Raw genomic sequence first — 15,863 nt, forward strand, 5'->3', positions numbered from 1 at the left:
TTGACCGCGATCAAAAATTTGTGGAAGGATGAATCCACCAATGACTATTAATGATCCACAACTCGGACAAGTGACGATTGACTCCTCGAGTCCGCAACTTATAGCAGGCTTCGACTGGGCGAAGAGCCAAGCGCTTGCCTATGTCTCGGACGGAACACCGGTCGGCAAATTTTACGAAGCCGCGCTGCCGGGTAGGGACGCCTTCTGCATGCGCGACTTGAGCCATCAGAGTGTCGGGGCTAACGTACTCGGTCTGCAGGACTATACAAAAAACATGCTGTTTAAGTTTGCGGAGGGCATTAACGATTCTCGGGATTGGTGCACGTACTGGGAGATCGACAAATACGATCGGCCAGCTCCGGTCGATTATACGGACGATTCCGACTTCTGGTATAACCTTCCCGCGAACTTCGACATGCTGGATTGCTGCTACAAGCAATACCTGTGGACCGGAGACCACGATTACGTGGATCATCCGGTATTCCGGAATTTCTACGAGCGGACCGTCACCGATTACATCGATCGTTGGGACAAGGACAAGGATGGGTTTCCTGAGCATTATGCTCCTTACGGCCGAAGAGGTATCGCCTCCTACGTGGAAGACGGCTTACATCCGCTTCTTGGTGGCGATGTGCTCGCGGCTCAATACGCGGCGTTTGGCGCCTATTCCCGTTTTCTTGCGATACGTGGACAGGCGGCTCTGGCAGTGCTTTACGAGAATAAGGCGAAAGCCGTCCGGGAGCTGTACAACCGTGAGTGGTGGAACGAAGAGAATGGCAGATTCAACGGCGCACTCATGCAGGATCGCCGGGGTTATCCTGGTTTCTATAACTCGGCTACATACTTGCCGTTCTATTTCGATCTGGTAGAGCCGGGCGACAGAAAAAAACGCGCCTTAAGGGATGTTGTACTTCACGGTGGCTCGAATGTCGAGGAAAAGTCCCACATGGCCGAGATTTTCTACAAACACGGCTTGAATCGGGAGGCCTATTCGGCCTTGCTGGAAATGATAGATCCGCACCTGAAGAGACGGGAATATCCCGAAGTGAGCTATAGCGTCATCGGAGCTATATTCACGGGTGCGTTTGGCTTGTCCACAGACGCTCATCGTCAAAGTTTGGTTACCATGTCCCGCCTGACGGATTCTATTGAATGGATCGAAGCAAAGAATATTCCAGTAATGAGCGGACAAATCGATATCGCTCATACGAACGGTCGTGAATCGACGTTGACGAACGGGACTGGGTGCACGATTCGGTGGGAGGCGCGATTCTCCGGCACTCATAAAAAGTTATACGTGAACGGAACCGACACACCTGCGTCGATCGGAAGTGACGGAAATGGAGAATTCGTGAGTACGGCGGTCGTCGAATTGAACCCGGGCGATCGGGCTACGGTAAATATATAATCTTGCAACATAGAGGAATGAGGGGAATCATATGTCCAAAATTACTTTTCTCGGTGCGGGAAGCACCATTTTCGCCAAAAACGTTTTAGGGGACTGCATGCTGTCGCCAGCGCTTCAGGATTTCGAGCTAGCGTTGTTCGATATTGATGAGGAACGTTTGAAAGATTCGGAGAACATCATTCTGAACTTAAAACAAACGCTCGGCAGCAATTGTTCGGTCAGAGCCTATCGTAACCGTAAAGAAGCGCTTCACGGAGCCAAATATGTCGTTAACGCGATCCAGGTCGGTGGATATGATCCGTGCACGATTACCGACTTTGAAGTTCCGAAGAAATACGGCTTGCGGCAAACGATTGCCGATACCATCGGCATCGGCGGTATCTTCCGCAACCTGCGGACAATTCCGATCATGCTAGATTTCGCCGAAGACATGAAGGAAGTTTGTCCCGATGCGTTGTTCTTGAACTATACGAATCCTATGGCCGTGTTGACGAACGTCATGAATACCTACGGTGGAATTAATACGGTAGGCTTGTGCCATAGCGTTCAAGTGTGCGTTCCGCACATTTTCGACCATCTGGGGATGGATCATGAGGGTGTGCAATGGAAAATCGCGGGCATCAACCATATGGCCTGGTTGCTGGAAGTGACGAAAAACGGAGTCGATTTGTATCCGGAAATCAAACGGCGGGCAGCGGAAAAGCAAAAGGAAAAGCACGACGACATGGTACGGTTCGAGCTGATGCAGAAGTTCGGGTACTATATCACGGAATCGTCAGAGCATAATGCTGAATACCATCCGTATTTCATCAAACGGCAATATCCGGAGCTGATCGAGCGATTTAACATTCCGCTGGATGAATACCCTCGTCGATGCGTTAACCAGATAGAGCGTTGGAAGACGATGCGGAACGAATTGATCGGGAACAAAGACCTGACGCACAAGCGGACGTCCGAGTATGCTTCGTTTATTTTCGAAGCAATGGAGACAAATGTCCCGATCAAAATCGGCGGCAATGTTATGAATACGGGCCTTATCACGAACTTGCCTAAGGAAGCCTGTGTCGAAGTGCCGTGCATAGTCGACTCGAGCGGAGTCACTCCGACATTCGTAGGGGATTTGCCGCCGCAATGCGCCGCGTTGAATCGCACGAATATCAATACGCAATTGCTAACGATCGAAGCGGCGATGACGGGCAAGAAAGAACATATTTATCACGCAGCAATGCTAGACCCGCACACATCCGCGGAATTGTCCATGGACGAGATCGTTTCCTTATGCGACGACCTTATCGAAGCACACGGTAATTGGCTACCTGAATTCAAATGAGAGAAAGGTTCCGCTTAGTAAATATCGACATGTTGTCGCGTCTGTCACTTTGCGTCGTCTTGTTGTCGATCGGGATGACGTTGGTCTGGCCGATCAATGTCGTGTATATGCACGATGCGTTCGGGCGGACAGCTTCCGCGGCGGGCTTGGTGCTTCTCTTCAATAATGGCGCGTCTTTCGTCGGAAATATACTCGGAGGGTTTATCTATGACCGCTGGGGAGGAAAAACGACGGTATACGCGGGAATTGTCGGTTCTGCCAGCGTCGTCACGGCCATGGGGATCGTTCGCGACTTCTATGGTTACGCTGCTTTGCTGACTCTGCTCGGATTTTTCGGCGGTCTCGTCTATCCGGTCATCAATGCTGTTGCGGTTTCCAGTAGCCCGGGAAAGGAACTGAAAGCTGTCAATCGGATATTCGTGTCGCATAATATCGGCATGGCATTGGGTGCGTCATTAGGTGGCTTGATCGCCGATATGTCCATCCGGGCTTTGTTCTTCGGGAATGCATTACTGTACGTATTGTTTCTGGTCATGTTCGCCGCATTTATCCGTGAGCCAATCACGCCGGGGCAAGCCGCGCGTTCGAATCGGAGCGGCGATGGCAGGGAGGTCGCGCACGGTAGCAAGTTTATCGTCATCCTATGCATCGCTTTTGCCATATCGTGGCTTTGCTACAGTCAGTGGGCCGCAATTGTACCGCTGCATTCGCAGGAAAACGGTATTTCCTTTCGTTCGTACAGCATGTTATGGACGATTAACGGCGCGCTAATCATGCTTTCCCACCCGGTGAAAATGAGATTATTAATCCGCTATCCCGTTACCGCAAGGGGGCAGGTTGTTATCGGTTCGATGCTTTTCGGACTGGGCTTGTTGGCTGTCGGATTGTCCATTCATTACAGCCAGTTTGTCGTCGCTATGATCCTCATGACACTCGGGGAAATTCTTGTTTTCCCGTCGGTACCGGCTTGGGCGTTGGAGAAGGTGGGCCCGAAGGCAAGAGGTAGAGTCATGGGCTGGGTAGCGGCTTCTTCTACGGCTGGCAGGATGGCTGGACCGTTTATTGGCGGCATTCTATACGAAAATATTGGCGGCAAAGGCATGTTTGCGATCATGGCGGTTGTCTGCGTCGCGGGGATCGGCTTGTATTTGATCCCCGACAAGCTCTCCGATGCACAAAGGGCGCGAACAGTTTCGGAATAATGCGAATAACTCATGCGGCAAGAGATCCCCGCTCCCTCACGGGAAGGGGATCTTTTTCACACGTTCGAGAGGTGTTTTAAGGGTAATCTGGGAGGATATTGAACGAATCGTACAGTTTGTCCCATTATAGCGTTTTTCCATATTGTCGAAATAGAAGGGTTTGACTCGCATTATTCGGAAGTGATCACAATTTGCCTGAACCCGAGCACAAAGTATATTGATCAAAAAAAGAAGAAGGGGAGATGGGAATGAGTAGTAAAACTCTAATGACGTTTCTTCAGAACGGTCTATCCGAATTGAAGAGCAAAGGTTTATATAACGAAATCGATCCTCTGGAGGGGCCGAACGGTCCTATCATTATGATCCGGGGCGTGAAGCGGATCAACCTATCCTCCAACAATTATCTTGGCCTTGCAACGGATGATAGGCTTATTGCTGCTGCCGTGAAGGCAACTGAGAAGTATGGTGCCGGTTCAGGAGCCGTTCGAACCATCAACGGAACGTTCGACCTGCATGTGCGACTTGAAGAGAAACTCGCCGAATTCAAGCACACGGAGGCTGCAATTGCTTACCAATCCGGTTTCAACTGTAATATGGCTGCCATCTCGGCCGTCATGGACCAACATGATGCGATTTTGTCCGATGAGCTGAATCATGCATCCATCATCGATGGATGTCGTTTGTCCCGAGCGAAAATCATTCGCTATCGCCATTCTGACATGGAAGATTTACGCGCAAAGGCAGAGGAGGCTACCAGATCCGGTGGATACGGCAAGATAATGGTGATCACGGATGGCGTGTTTTCGATGGATGGGGACATTGCGAAGTTGCCTGAGATTCAGGAAATCGCTGAAATATTCGACTTGATTACGTATGTGGACGATGCTCATGGCTCAGGGGTGCTGGGAGACGGAGCTGGGACGGTCAAACATTTCGGGTTGTCCGATCGAATCGATTTTCAAATGGGGACATTGTCCAAGGCAATTGGCGTGGCTGGCGGTTATGTGGCAGGGCGTCGCGATTTGATCGATTGGCTGAAAGTACGAAGCCGTCCATTCCTGTTTTCTACTTCGCTGCCTCCGGCGGCGATAGGAGCTTGCATCGAGGCTATTGGTATTTTGAAGCGGAGTACGGAGTTGCAAGATCGTCTTTGGGCAAACGGAGACTATTTGAAGCAAGGGCTTATTAAGCTCGGTTACAACGTCGGAGCGAGTGAAACGCCAATCACCCCGTGTATCATCGGAGACGAAGTGTTGACCCAAACATTCAGTAAGCGGCTGATGGACGAAGGCGTCTATGCGAAAGCGATCGTGTTTCCAACGGTACCAAAGGGTACGGGACGCATTCGCAATATGCCAACGGCGGCGCATACGACGGATATGCTCAATGAGGCGTTAGCCAAATATGAACGGGTGGGACGCGAGATGAGCTTGATATGACAAGACTATCGGGTAAGGAGAGATATGCAGTATGAAAAAGATCCTAGTAACTGGTGCCCTCGGGCAAGTCGGATCTGAACTGGTGTGCCATTTACGTCGACTTTATGGCGCAGATCAGGTGGTGGCAACAGATATTCGATTAAGCGATAATGCAGCGGCTCATTCGGGACCTTTTGAGCTGTTGGATGTCATGGACGGTGCGACGATGTTGGAAATTGCGAAGGCGCATCAAGTCGATACGATCCTGCATCTGGCTGCCCTACTATCAGCCACTGCCGAAGCCAAACCGCTTCTAGCTTGGAACCTTAACATGGGCGGATTGACCAATGCCCTAGAGGTTTCGCGAGAGTTAGGCTGTTCATTCTTTGCACCGAGCTCGATCGGCGCGTTCGGGCCCGGCACGCCAAAAAAAGGAACGCCTCAAGATACCGTTCAGAGGCCGGTAACGATGTACGGCGTGAGCAAAGTAGCGGGTGAACTGCTCTGCGACTATTATCATCAAAAGTATGGTATTGATACGCGTAGCTTGCGGTTTCCCGGGTTGATATCATACATGGCGCCTCCTGGGGGCGGAACGACGGACTATGTCGTTGATATGTACGTCGAAGCCCTTACAAAGGGACAATATACTTCTTATATAGCAGCGGGGACCTTCCTAGATATGATGTATTTGCCGGACGCATTGGAGGCCATCGTAAAATTGATGGAGGCGGACCCTGCGCGACTTCAGCATCGCAATGCTTTTAACGTAACGGCAATGAGCGTCGATCCGGAGACCGTTGCTACGTCAATTCGGCGTTATATCCCTGGCTTCGTACTTAACTATCATGTGGATCCGGTTCGTCAAGCGATCGCAGAGAGTTGGCCGAATTCGCTCGATTCTACCGCCGCAACGCAGGAGTGGGGGTTTTCTCCAGTATACGATTTAGGGGGCATGACCAAGGACATGCTTGAAAACTTGAGCGATCGTCTGACTTAGTTTTGACCAGGACGGTCCTTGCTTTGGTATTTTAGAAGATTGCGGCAACAGGCTCTTTGCTAGGGTCATCTGAATCATCACGCGGCGGCAAATGGTGGATTGGCTATAACCTATTCTACAATTCATTCCCATAAGAAACTGTACCCCCATTACTTTGTCTCAACAGACAATGGGGGATGCAGTTTTTTTATGTCCAGATATTCGATTAACTATGATGTTTTACTCATCGTTGATGCACATACCTATGATTTAATTGAAGAAATAGGAAATAGGTTTCATAAAGGTTGTATTTATATAGGAGGGGCAGAATCGTATGACAACATGCATACCGACCTCGAGGCCTGAGACTCTTCATGTCATGTGGAAAACCGTCTCGGAGGATTGTAATTTAACCTGTGATTATTGCTATTACAGCACAGCAGGGGGACATCATCATCATCCGATCCGAGTGATGGATACGGATCTTCTGGAGCGGTTTATCGCTCAGTACATGAAAAGATCATCTGGTATAGCGACTTTCTCTTGGCAGGGAGGGGAGCCGCTATTAGCCGGACTTTCATATTTGAACGCGTGATTTCACTCCAAGCTAAGTACGCTCCACCTCATACGATGATCAGTAATGCGCTGCAGACCAACGGAACGCTAATTCATGAGAAATGGGCGAAATTTTTTAAACGGTACAACTTTTTGGTTGGGATTAGTGTGGACGGTCCTGAGCCCATTCATGATGCACATCGTATAACGGGTTCAGGGAAAGGTAGTTATGATCTAGTTATGCGTGGGATTCGCCATCTACAGAATGAGGGTGTAGACTATAGTATTCTGACGGTGATTCATGAAGATAATGTGATGAAACCAGACGAATTGATGACATTCTACCAGGAACAACAATTTCCTTATATTCAGTTTATCCCTTGCATGGATTTTGTTTCACAGAAGAGTGATATGCCTGGCCGCTTTCGAATTACACCTGAACAATACGGAGCGTTTCTATGCCGTACATTTGATCTGTGGTACAACGAGGGGTATCCGGAGATTCCATTCGTATTTTTGAGAATATGCTTCTAGTATTCATGCATCGTGAGGCGGAGTTATGCGTCCACAACTCATGCTGCCCGAAGATGATGGTGCTTGAAACGAACGGGGATGCCTATCCTTGCGATTTCTTTATTGATGAAGAGCACAGGTTAGGAAATATCGGCCATACCGACCTTGAAGCATTGCTTACCAGCCCCATATATGATGACTTTTTGTTAATGAAACCCAATATGAATGGATCATGCTATAAGTGTGAGTATCTTAGCTTTTGGCAATGGGGGGTGCCCGCGCAACCGGAATTGGCTTGATGTTCATGATCGTACTGAGGTTGATTATTTCTGCCGTAGCTATAAAATGTTCTACTCATATGCCTATGAACGGACGATACTGCTAGCAAAATGACTAAAATCGGAGCAGATGCTGGAGTTCAGGAAAAGTGCCAAACCACTTCCAGGTAGAAATGATCCATGTCTCTGCGGAAGCGGGAAAAAATTTAAGAGTTGCTGTCAACCACTATAGCTCAAATTAAAAAAAGGCTGTCCCAACAATCATGCAAATGGCTGTGGGACAACCTTTTTATTATGTTAAAGAACCATTTGATTTCTCACCATAATAGCCGCACCAGTCACCACAGCTTCTTCTTTTAATGTACCTAGGGAGAATTGAGGTTGGTATTCAGGATAACGGTAAGTGTTTCGCTGTGCCACTTCAACCGCCGTTTGGAAAAACAACTCGTGAGAGTGGATGAGCGCACCACCTAGAATGATGGTCCCAGGGTGAAACAGGTTGATAACGTTGGCGAGGCCAATACCGAAGTGAATGGCGGCTTGAGTAAATAATTCACGCGCATGTGGATTACCGTCTCTAAAGGCTTGTACCAATACATCATAAGTTAGTTTCTCAGGCGCCACTTTATATCTTTGGAAGATCAGATCGTTGTCTATTTTCGCCTCTGAGCGCGCACTTTGTTCTAGCGCTTGCACAGATACGAATGCTTCCAGAGCTCCGTAGTTCCCTTCATTATTTAATCGGGGTCCATCTGTCTGGATGATCATTTGACCAATGGCATCTTCCATATCCATCGTGCCATGAACAATACTTCCATGCGACATCATCGCATAGCGGAGTCCTGCTCCAGCATGAACATAGAGCATATGTTGAATGTTAGCGTGACGGATGGACCATCGTTCTCCAAGGAGTGCGGAATTGGCACCGTTGTCGAGTAAAGCTTTGAAGCCCGTTCGTTCCTCCACCAGTTTGCAAATAGGGAGATTGTTCCAGCCAGAAGAAGGGAAGTGTAGGGGGTTTAAGATTAAACCATTTTCCCGGTCAAGCGGTCCCACGGCTCCTATTCCTAACCCAATAATTTGACTGTCCTTCAGCTGATGGTCTCTAAGGAAGGCGCGTATTTGATTACTTATGTGATCCATAAATCTTTCAGGTGTGAATGCCTGATCCATTCGCCAGTGAACAATTGATTTTGGGTTCATTTGCATATCAAATAAACCAAGGGAAGAATACAGCCTGGAAATCTCTAAACCGATGATGTAGCCGTAGGAAGGATTGATCTGGTATAAAATAGGTCTTCTGCCTCCGCTAGATTCCCCGAATCCGCATTCTATCAGCAAGCCTTCTTCCGTCATTTCATCTAATATTCGGGTCATTGTGCTTTTGGTAAGTGAAAATGTTTGTAGAAGATCTAACTTGGAAACTGTGCCTTGTTCGGCGATTCGGTCGTATAGGAGTTTCTTTGGGGATGGAATGTGTGTCGAGCGCTTTTCCACGATAAACCTCCAAGCTATATATAGGATGAACTAGTAAGATCGTTTTTTATAAAGTTTGTATTTATTAACATTAATATAGTATAACGCATAAACCATAGATTGTATTTTACCGTTCAAAAAACTTAATTCCATTTTGGGAAAAAGTGATATAATGAAATTACGACAGAAAATATAAGGGTGGAATCCATGAGAACAACAATGAAAACAAATGCGACGACGAATACAGACCTAAGGATAAGTCTATTGTTCCAGTTGTTTTTGGTATTTGTTCGAATCGGTCCCGTAACTTTCGGGGGAGGTTATGCGATGATCCCTATGATCGAACGGGAAATTTCCACTAAACGGAAATGGTTGGCTGAAGAGGAGATGGATGAAATTCTATCTTTAGCTGGTGCAGCACCAGGTGGGGTAGGTGTAAATGCGGCGGCATTCATTGGTTATCGTCTTGCTGGAGTGAAGGGTGCGATTGCTGCAATCGCTGGGATTACGATTCCAACCTTTATCATTGTTTGTTTGCTTAGCGCCGTTTACTCACAACTGGCCGACCAACCAAAAGTTATTGCCGCCATGAAGGGGATTCATGGTGCTGTTATTGCCTTGATCCTAGTAGCAGCATATCGAATGGCCAAGAACGCTATATTTGACAAGACTACGGCTGTTACGGCGTTGCTTATACCGATTGTTTTATTAGTTTCCGGAATCAATCCCATTTACGTGATCGCAGTTGGATTGATTATCGGTTTTGTATATATGCCAATCAAACAGCTCTTAGGGCTCCAAGTTCGGACAGAGAAGGATTCCTTGAAAGCTTCTGATGAAGAATCGAATTATCCGGAGTATTACATCTAGGGGGAAGCGATGTGATTTGGAATTTATTTTTTATCTTTATAAAAATTGGACTGCTCTCCTTTGGAGGAGGGTACGCCATCATTCCGATGATTCAGCATGAAGCTATGGCTGGTGGTTGGTTATCTGAAAGGGAATTTCAAGAGGTAGTTTCCATCGCAGGGATGTCACCGGGCCCTGTTGCAACTAACAGTGCAACCTTGATTGGATATCGTGTAGCCGGAATAGAAGGAGCGATTGTGTCCACATTAGGCATGGTTCTGCCTTCATTAATCATCATCATTGTTATTTCCATCTTTTTTTATCGGGTGAGGGACAGTCAATGGATTAAAACGTTATTTTATGGGTTGCGACCAGTGATTACAGGTTTGATTGCCTATGCTGCGATTCGGTTTGGTTTAAATAGCGTGGAACACGCCTTCGTTACTTGGCAAACCATTGGCACGTTGATCATTGTATTCACTGCACTTTATGGTTTAATGAAATATAAGCTGCATCCGCTCACCATTATCGTTGCCTCTGGCATTCTTGGTGTAGCCTTTTTTTAGACAGAGCCGGGACGATCCCAGATTGGAGGTAAGTACTTGTCAGAGAATATACGGGCTTGCTGTTCAGCTAGTCGAAATCAAGTCGAGCGGCAAGGGTCCGTCGATAATTTTTAAGGAAACACAACTGTCTAAGCGCTCGAAGGGGATAAAGATTTATCGGATATTTTACTCTACCAGAAGAATGGGCTGAGGCTAGAAGAGCTATATAGGAGGATTGCTAATGAGTTATGATTTGATGGCGTTCGAGACGTCTAAAGCACCGCAAGAGAGAGCAGCGTTTATGAAGTGGTATGAGCAGCAAGTGCAGTGGTCGGAAGACCATACCTATAATGATCCATCAGTTTTATCGGAGGCGCTTCAACGCTTTTATAGTGAGTTGTCCGAGCAATTTCCTAATATGAATGTAGAGGATGAGATTTTTGAGGCGATGGAGGAAGCAGGAACGGATAACCGGTTGACTGACTACTCGCTTGGCTCATCCGTCATCTATGCAGCTTTCGCTTATTCTGTAGCTGAGGAAGCTTATACGGCGATGCGGGAGTTGGCTATAAAACACAAAGTAGGATTTTTTGATGTAAGCAGAAACGAAGGCGATATTATTTTTCCTTGAAGCAAAATGATTTAGATTGTAGACAACTGGTTGCTCTCCTAGTTGTTAATGAAGTAGTGGCAACCAGCATGTTTTCTATCTTCTTTACTCTACTACAGACGGAATAATACAATCCTTAATCAGAGGCCACCGGTCACGAGGCTGAAGTGTGAATTCTGAGGCGATAGCTACGACAAGTTTTTTTTCTGGAATGCAGCAAATGACATTACCACCATCCCCTAACGCTGAGTAAGTGTAAGTCCCATCTTCTTCGCGTAGCCACCACAAATAACCGTAATGATTAGGGTTCATCGCTGTTGATTCTTCAATCCATGTCTCCGAAATAATCTGATTATTCTCCCATTTTCCACGGTTCAAATATAATGAACCAAAACGCGCCATATCACGTGGAGACAACGTAAGTCCCCATCCTCCTGTGGTGATATGATTGGGGTCTTCCACCCATCCCTTCACATTTACCCCAAATAAATCATCAAACCCAAATGATTTCATCTCATAATCCGGGATTTCCGTCATGCCGATAGGTCTGAATAATCGCTCGTTAGCAAACTCACGGGCACTTTTTCCTGTGGAACGAGTGATGACAGCTGACAGTAAGTGCGCCCCTGCGGTGGAATATTTAAAATCACCAACATTCCCTTGGTGGCCAAGGATATCAAGTGTGTATTTGACCCAGTCGGACGATTTACAGAGTTGCTCCAGCGGCTCGTGCCAGTCTTCAAAAGCATAGGGAGCTGTCATGGTGAGTAAATGGCGTATAGTGACTTCTCGTTTTTGTAGATTGGCAGCAACATCGTCGGGAACATAGTCGGGAAAAAAATCCAGCACGTCCTGATCAACATCCTTGATAAATCCGGCATCAATGGCAATACCAATGAGGGCGGATAAGATGCTTTTCGTTACAGAAGCCACATGATGCAGATCATTCGGACCATAGCCATTGAAGTATTGTTCATAGGCAATATATCCATTTCTCACCACTACAATTCCGTTTATATTACTATAGTCGGTTTTAATCTTAGCTTCTAGTTCTGAAAGTTGTTCAGCATCCATTCCTAAGGTAGCCGGATCTGAAGTTTGCCGGTCTTTTATAGGCCAGTAGTTTCTGTGCATATTGATAACTCCTTTAATCAAATTTTGGTGTGAATATAAGTGTGGCTACGATCTTTTCTTAACTGGAAAATACACCTCAGTAACAAGATCCTGAGGATCAGTAGTTTGCGTGGGATCTGTTATATATTTTTCATAGGGTGAGTTCACCATTTCATAACCTTCATTTTCTATCCATTCTGTGAGCTTCGCATAAACCGATGTTAATTCTGAATAAGGGCCCTTATAAACAGACTTCGCACACAGCCCTTCACGTAATTCCCTCGTTCCATTTACGATCTCCTCAATAGGTAGGGCAAACTCTGTATCATTCCCGGCAGGATTATATTCCTCACTGTGATAAATTGTTATTGGCGTGCCCAGCAAGGTCAGCTTTTCAGTGGCAATAGTTTCATACAGTTTGCTAAAATACTTACCATATCCAAGCGCATAATCATCACTGCTCAACATTTGACGCGTGAAAAGAATATGCATTGATTTGGTCTCAACAAGTTGCACTTCTATCTTATTTAGGTAGGACATCATAGATAATCCTTTCTCTAAATTTAGAACATCACTATTAATTTGCTTTAATGTATATTCGTAAGTTCGTAGTTTCTCTTGTAGTTTTCTTTTTTTGAGATTAAGGGCTGTACTAAGCTTCTCTTCAAAATGATCCTGCTCCCATTCCAGAATATCTTTGATTTCTTCAAGTGAGAAATGATAAGATTTCAAACGATTGATAAAGAGCATTTTTGTTAGTTGTTTGATGGAATAATACCTATAACCGTTCTCGGGATTAATCTCATCGGGATGAATTAATCCAATTTCATCATAATACCGCAGCGTTTTAGTGGACACTTCGCATATCTTCGAGAATTCTCCTATGGACAGCAACAATCTCATCTCCATTTCTTCGATATTTAATGATATATAGACTTTGAATTTTCGATGGTTTGTTCAATTCCACTATGCACCTTCCCCTAAGGGTAAAGTCAATAGTCAGATTTCTTATCTGGAAATAGGTTTACGGTTGTGTCTTTACAAATCGGCTTAGATCATCTAAATATTGATCTTCCACCAATTGTCGTGGAAAGAAAACAGCGGTTAAATAAGTTCTTAAGGGGGATGCGGCATTCTTCTTTGACAGCATAGAGTGGTCAGCGTTGGGAAAATAAGAGACGGAGAGCAAGTTGGTAGGTATTTTTTCACGGTAAATACGTTCGGTTTCCTCAATATCTACATTGATATCTTGACCGCCGAGTACTAAATGGACAGGAGCATTGAAGTAACTAAGTTCTTCGGTGGCATCAGACTGATAGTTTTTGGCGATAAATCCCCAGCGTTCCTTAGAAATCAAGTTCTCGGAATGTGCAATACGCAAGTAATCCTCGTAAGATGCTCGTTCGTTAAGTAATTGTAATACTTGAGCATTATAATGTTCTTTCGCTTGGATCTCATTTTCCGAGAAGCCTTCTTGTTTCATTTCTAATCTTGTATTGTATTTACCTTGAGAAATCCAGTTCACCGCAGGCGATACAAGAATACTGAACGCGAGATTAGGAACTTCTTTTACAATCTTGGGAATCACCCAACCGGCCTGACTTGCTCCCCACAAACCAATAGACTTCTTATCAATCATTGGTAAGTTCTTCGCCCAGTTAATCGCAGATATCGTTTCCTGAGCACGATCTTCCATGCTTTGCTCCAACCAGTTACCAGAGGAACCACCAATACCAGGCTTGTTAAGAGACAAAGAAGCATATCCGGCAGATGCGAATTTCTCCCATAAAGGTTTATATCCGTCATCGTATGTGTCATTTATGGGACCATCACCATGAACAAAAACGATTAGCCCTACGTTTCCAGAATAGTGCTGGGGTAGAATTAAAGTTCCTGTTAGTTTACCCTGAGGGGTTTCGATTTCTATCTTTTGCTCATTCATTGCATATGAATGCTGATTTAATACGAATAAGACTGAAGCTGCCATTAAGCCAATGATCAAGCATGCGGTTAATTTAATATTTTTTTTCATTTATTGAGCTCCTAGGATGTAGTGGTAAACGCCTCGTCATGTAATGCCAATTAGCCTCTTTAAAAAGAAGGTGTCTAATCCCGCTATAGTTTGATTGATCGATAGCAAAGTCCATCTGTTGGTACATATGAATAGCTCGTTTATTATTTTTTGCAACATGTAGCGTTAATTTGTCCACTTCGGAGTGACTGTTTACAAAATCTATTGCCCAACTAAGCAACTGCTTACCGATTCCTTTATTACGGTGGCTAGATCGAACGGCCAAATGATCGACATAACATTCTTTTGCGCGAGGCTGATAATTCAAAAAATGTAACCCAACCATTAACTTACATACATTTAGATATCCAAATTTCTTAAATAATTGTGAAAAGGAACTATGGTGAGGTGATATAAATTTACTTCTGTCTGAGGCTCGGCTGTCCTTCCACTTAATGCTGAGCGTACCGACAACCTCTCCATTTTCTTTAGCTACGATTTGTTGTGATGATGCGGACGGTTGATCATGCTCCCAGAGCCTAAAAAGTAGTTCAGCAATATCATCGTCCTCTAGTGAGATGAGGGAGTGGAACTTACCGTGGAACGCATCCACTAAAAGATTGCACACTGCTCTATGATCTTGTTCTTGGTAGTGAGCGATTGTTATCTTGTTCGGACTTATCATGCTACACCGTCAGGGTCATGCTTAATATTAATTTGGATTTCATAATGAAGCTTGTCATTGTTGAATAGGGATAGATATGATTTTTCCAAAAGGATCAATGGTCCCTGAATTGTATAGTGATGTTGTGTTATATAGTGTTCCAGTTGAGCAATCTCAAGTTCAATATCATGATCATCCGTCACGAAAAATGCTTTATATAAGTAGCTGCCTTTTTCTAGGATGATGTCCGTGAAGTGAGTGCTTTCAAAACATAAGGTTACTTGTTCAGTACCGTATAAATAATGCAGATCTGTTTCAAATAAATGAGTTGGTTGCGGCTTTTTTTCATACAGACTTCGAGCGGTGAGTGACTCATCTTGCTCTATTTCCATCCATTTTTTTAAATGACGAGTATCCAATTGTTTAATGTGATATTTGTCTTCTAGAATGTCGGAGTGCTCGTATTCCTTAAGTACCTTTTGTAAAAACTGCTGCAACAACATTAGCTGGTTTATTTCAGAGTTTATTTTACTTAGAGACTGCTCCAAAAGTTGATGGTAGTCATTTTTGGTGAAGTTATTCATGCTTTTGTTAATCGTACTGACAGGCACGTTCAATTTGCGGAGTAATAGGATCTGGGCCAACTGATAAATCTCATTAATTCCGTACATCCGGTATTGATTGCTATCGGTATAGGCTGGAAATAAAATCTCTTTCTCTTCAAAATATCGGATTTGATGAACGGATACATTCATAAGTTTTGAAAGTTCACCAATCGTAATGTAATGATTCAATGGAGGTGCTCCTATCTATATTGGTATTTGTTGATTTAACTATAAACCTTAGGTCTGACCTAAGGTCAAGCGTGGATCTCAGTTTCGTGTAATCGCTAATCACCATTCCATTAATTTG

The 15,863-nt window shown here is 45.1% G+C and carries 18 protein-coding genes; 12 read left to right on the forward strand and 6 right to left on the reverse strand.

Annotation, left to right across the window (positions count from 1 at the left end; all coding sequences use genetic code 11):
* Positions 1 to 40 precede the first annotated feature (40 nt).
* From PAENI_RS25440 to PAENI_RS32755, 9 genes are all read left to right on the forward strand, one after another.
* Positions 41 to 1,408: a glucosidase family protein gene (locus PAENI_RS25440; protein WP_149647151.1), complete on the forward strand. Its 1,368-nt coding sequence runs from the start codon at positions 41 to 43 to the stop codon at positions 1,406 to 1,408.
* Positions 1,409 to 1,439: 31 nt separating this feature from the next.
* Complete coding sequence (gene melA / locus PAENI_RS25445) at positions 1,440 to 2,738, forward strand: alpha-glucosidase/alpha-galactosidase (protein ID WP_149647152.1); 1,299 nt, start codon at positions 1,440 to 1,442, stop codon at positions 2,736 to 2,738.
* Between the two features lie 29 nt (positions 2,739 to 2,767).
* Positions 2,768 to 3,940 carry an MDR family MFS transporter gene (locus PAENI_RS25450; RefSeq protein ID WP_188114683.1) on the forward strand — a complete coding sequence of 391 codons (1,173 nt, stop codon included), beginning with the start codon at positions 2,768 to 2,770 and terminating at the stop codon, positions 3,938 to 3,940.
* Between the two features lie 248 nt (positions 3,941 to 4,188).
* A complete protein-coding gene (locus PAENI_RS25455; protein ID WP_149647154.1) occupies positions 4,189 to 5,379 on the forward strand; it encodes a glycine C-acetyltransferase in 1,191 nt (396 codons plus the stop codon).
* Positions 5,380 to 5,401: 22 nt separating this feature from the next.
* Complete coding sequence (locus tag PAENI_RS25460; RefSeq protein ID WP_188114722.1) at positions 5,402 to 6,358, forward strand: NAD-dependent epimerase/dehydratase family protein; 957 nt, start codon at positions 5,402 to 5,404, stop codon at positions 6,356 to 6,358.
* Between the two features lie 313 nt (positions 6,359 to 6,671).
* Positions 6,672 to 6,932: a hypothetical protein gene (locus PAENI_RS32740; protein ID WP_262495732.1), complete on the forward strand. Its 261-nt coding sequence runs from the start codon at positions 6,672 to 6,674 to the stop codon at positions 6,930 to 6,932.
* Complete coding sequence (locus PAENI_RS32745) at positions 6,929 to 7,426, forward strand: radical SAM protein (protein WP_262495733.1); 498 nt, start codon at positions 6,929 to 6,931, stop codon at positions 7,424 to 7,426. The genes PAENI_RS32740 and PAENI_RS32745 overlap by 4 nt, the downstream gene beginning before the upstream one ends.
* Positions 7,427 to 7,479: 53 nt before the next feature.
* A complete protein-coding gene (locus tag PAENI_RS32750) occupies positions 7,480 to 7,704 on the forward strand; it encodes an SPASM domain-containing protein (RefSeq protein WP_262495734.1) in 225 nt (74 codons plus the stop codon).
* Between the two features lie 109 nt (positions 7,705 to 7,813).
* Positions 7,814 to 7,915 (forward strand): SEC-C metal-binding domain-containing protein, encoded by a 102-nt coding sequence (locus PAENI_RS32755; protein ID WP_262495735.1) that lies wholly within the window; start codon positions 7,814 to 7,816, stop codon positions 7,913 to 7,915.
* Between the two features lie 65 nt (positions 7,916 to 7,980).
* Here the strand turns inward: PAENI_RS32755 and PAENI_RS25470 are convergent, their stop codons facing one another.
* Complete coding sequence (locus tag PAENI_RS25470) at positions 7,981 to 9,180, reverse strand: ROK family protein (protein ID WP_188114684.1); 1,200 nt, start codon at positions 9,178 to 9,180, stop codon at positions 7,981 to 7,983.
* 186 nt (positions 9,181 to 9,366) lie between these two features.
* Between PAENI_RS25470 and PAENI_RS25475 the strand changes: the two genes are divergently transcribed.
* From PAENI_RS25475 to PAENI_RS25485, 3 genes are all read left to right on the forward strand, one after another.
* Complete coding sequence (locus PAENI_RS25475) at positions 9,367 to 10,029, forward strand: chromate transporter (protein WP_262495736.1); 663 nt, start codon at positions 9,367 to 9,369, stop codon at positions 10,027 to 10,029.
* A gap of 11 nt (positions 10,030 to 10,040) precedes the next feature.
* Positions 10,041 to 10,574, forward strand: a complete 534-nt coding sequence (locus PAENI_RS25480; RefSeq protein ID WP_149647156.1) for a chromate transporter — start codon at positions 10,041 to 10,043, stop codon at positions 10,572 to 10,574.
* A gap of 220 nt (positions 10,575 to 10,794) precedes the next feature.
* Positions 10,795 to 11,184, forward strand: coding sequence for a hypothetical protein (locus PAENI_RS25485; RefSeq protein ID WP_149647157.1), 390 nt, complete (start codon positions 10,795 to 10,797; stop codon positions 11,182 to 11,184).
* 84 nt (positions 11,185 to 11,268) lie between these two features.
* On the opposite strand, the gene PAENI_RS25490 is transcribed toward PAENI_RS25485, so the two are convergent.
* The 5 genes from PAENI_RS25490 to PAENI_RS25510 all read right to left on the reverse strand — a co-directional run bounded on the left by PAENI_RS25490 (position 11,269) and on the right by PAENI_RS25510 (position 15,745).
* Positions 11,269 to 12,297, reverse strand: a complete 1,029-nt coding sequence (locus PAENI_RS25490; RefSeq protein ID WP_149647158.1) for a serine hydrolase domain-containing protein — start codon at positions 12,295 to 12,297, stop codon at positions 11,269 to 11,271.
* A gap of 45 nt (positions 12,298 to 12,342) precedes the next feature.
* Positions 12,343 to 13,170, reverse strand: coding sequence for a MerR family transcriptional regulator (locus tag PAENI_RS25495; protein WP_149647530.1), 828 nt, complete (start codon positions 13,168 to 13,170; stop codon positions 12,343 to 12,345).
* 130 nt (positions 13,171 to 13,300) lie between these two features.
* Positions 13,301 to 14,308: an alpha/beta hydrolase family protein gene (locus PAENI_RS25500; RefSeq protein ID WP_149647159.1), complete on the reverse strand. Its 1,008-nt coding sequence runs from the start codon at positions 14,306 to 14,308 to the stop codon at positions 13,301 to 13,303.
* Entirely contained in the window at positions 14,292 to 14,972 is a 681-nt protein-coding gene (locus tag PAENI_RS25505; protein WP_149647160.1) for a GNAT family N-acetyltransferase, read from the reverse strand. The genes PAENI_RS25500 and PAENI_RS25505 overlap by 17 nt, the downstream gene beginning before the upstream one ends.
* The gene (locus tag PAENI_RS25510; protein ID WP_149647161.1) at positions 14,969 to 15,745 is read right to left on the reverse strand and encodes a helix-turn-helix domain-containing protein; all 777 of its coding nucleotides are present in this window, start codon (positions 15,743 to 15,745) and stop codon (positions 14,969 to 14,971) included. Before PAENI_RS25510 ends, PAENI_RS25505 begins: the two co-directional genes overlap by 4 nt.
* Positions 15,746 to 15,863: the final 118 nt, after the last annotated feature.

The sequence above is a fragment of the Paenibacillus sp. B2(2019) genome, from assembly GCF_008370385.1.
Classification (GTDB): Bacteria; Bacillota; Bacilli; order Paenibacillales; family Paenibacillaceae; genus Paenibacillus_AQ.

What these genes read in the sequence shown, in the direction of transcription:
- PAENI_RS25505 (WP_149647160.1), bottom strand. Translation starts at nt 14,972, where the DNA reads ATGATAAGTCCGAACAAGATAACAATCGCTCACTACCAAGAACAAGAT.
- PAENI_RS25485 (WP_149647157.1), top strand. Translation starts at nt 10,795, where the DNA reads ATGAGTTATGATTTGATGGCGTTCGAGACGTCTAAAGCACCGCAAGAG.
- PAENI_RS25455 (WP_149647154.1), top strand. Translation starts at nt 4,189, where the DNA reads ATGAGTAGTAAAACTCTAATGACGTTTCTTCAGAACGGTCTATCCGAA.
- PAENI_RS25500 (WP_149647159.1), bottom strand. Translation starts at nt 14,308, where the DNA reads ATGAAAAAAAATATTAAATTAACCGCATGCTTGATCATTGGCTTAATG.
- PAENI_RS32740 (WP_262495732.1), top strand. Translation starts at nt 6,672, where the DNA reads ATGACAACATGCATACCGACCTCGAGGCCTGAGACTCTTCATGTCATG.
- PAENI_RS32750 (WP_262495734.1), top strand. Translation starts at nt 7,480, where the DNA reads ATGATGGTGCTTGAAACGAACGGGGATGCCTATCCTTGCGATTTCTTT.
- PAENI_RS32755 (WP_262495735.1), top strand. Translation starts at nt 7,814, where the DNA reads ATGCTGGAGTTCAGGAAAAGTGCCAAACCACTTCCAGGTAGAAATGAT.
- PAENI_RS25475 (WP_262495736.1), top strand. Translation starts at nt 9,367, where the DNA reads ATGAGAACAACAATGAAAACAAATGCGACGACGAATACAGACCTAAGG.
- PAENI_RS25490 (WP_149647158.1), bottom strand. Translation starts at nt 12,297, where the DNA reads ATGCACAGAAACTACTGGCCTATAAAAGACCGGCAAACTTCAGATCCG.
- melA (WP_149647152.1), top strand. Translation starts at nt 1,440, where the DNA reads ATGTCCAAAATTACTTTTCTCGGTGCGGGAAGCACCATTTTCGCCAAA.
- PAENI_RS25450 (WP_188114683.1), top strand. Translation starts at nt 2,768, where the DNA reads ATGTTGTCGCGTCTGTCACTTTGCGTCGTCTTGTTGTCGATCGGGATG.
- PAENI_RS25440 (WP_149647151.1), top strand. Translation starts at nt 41, where the DNA reads ATGACTATTAATGATCCACAACTCGGACAAGTGACGATTGACTCCTCG.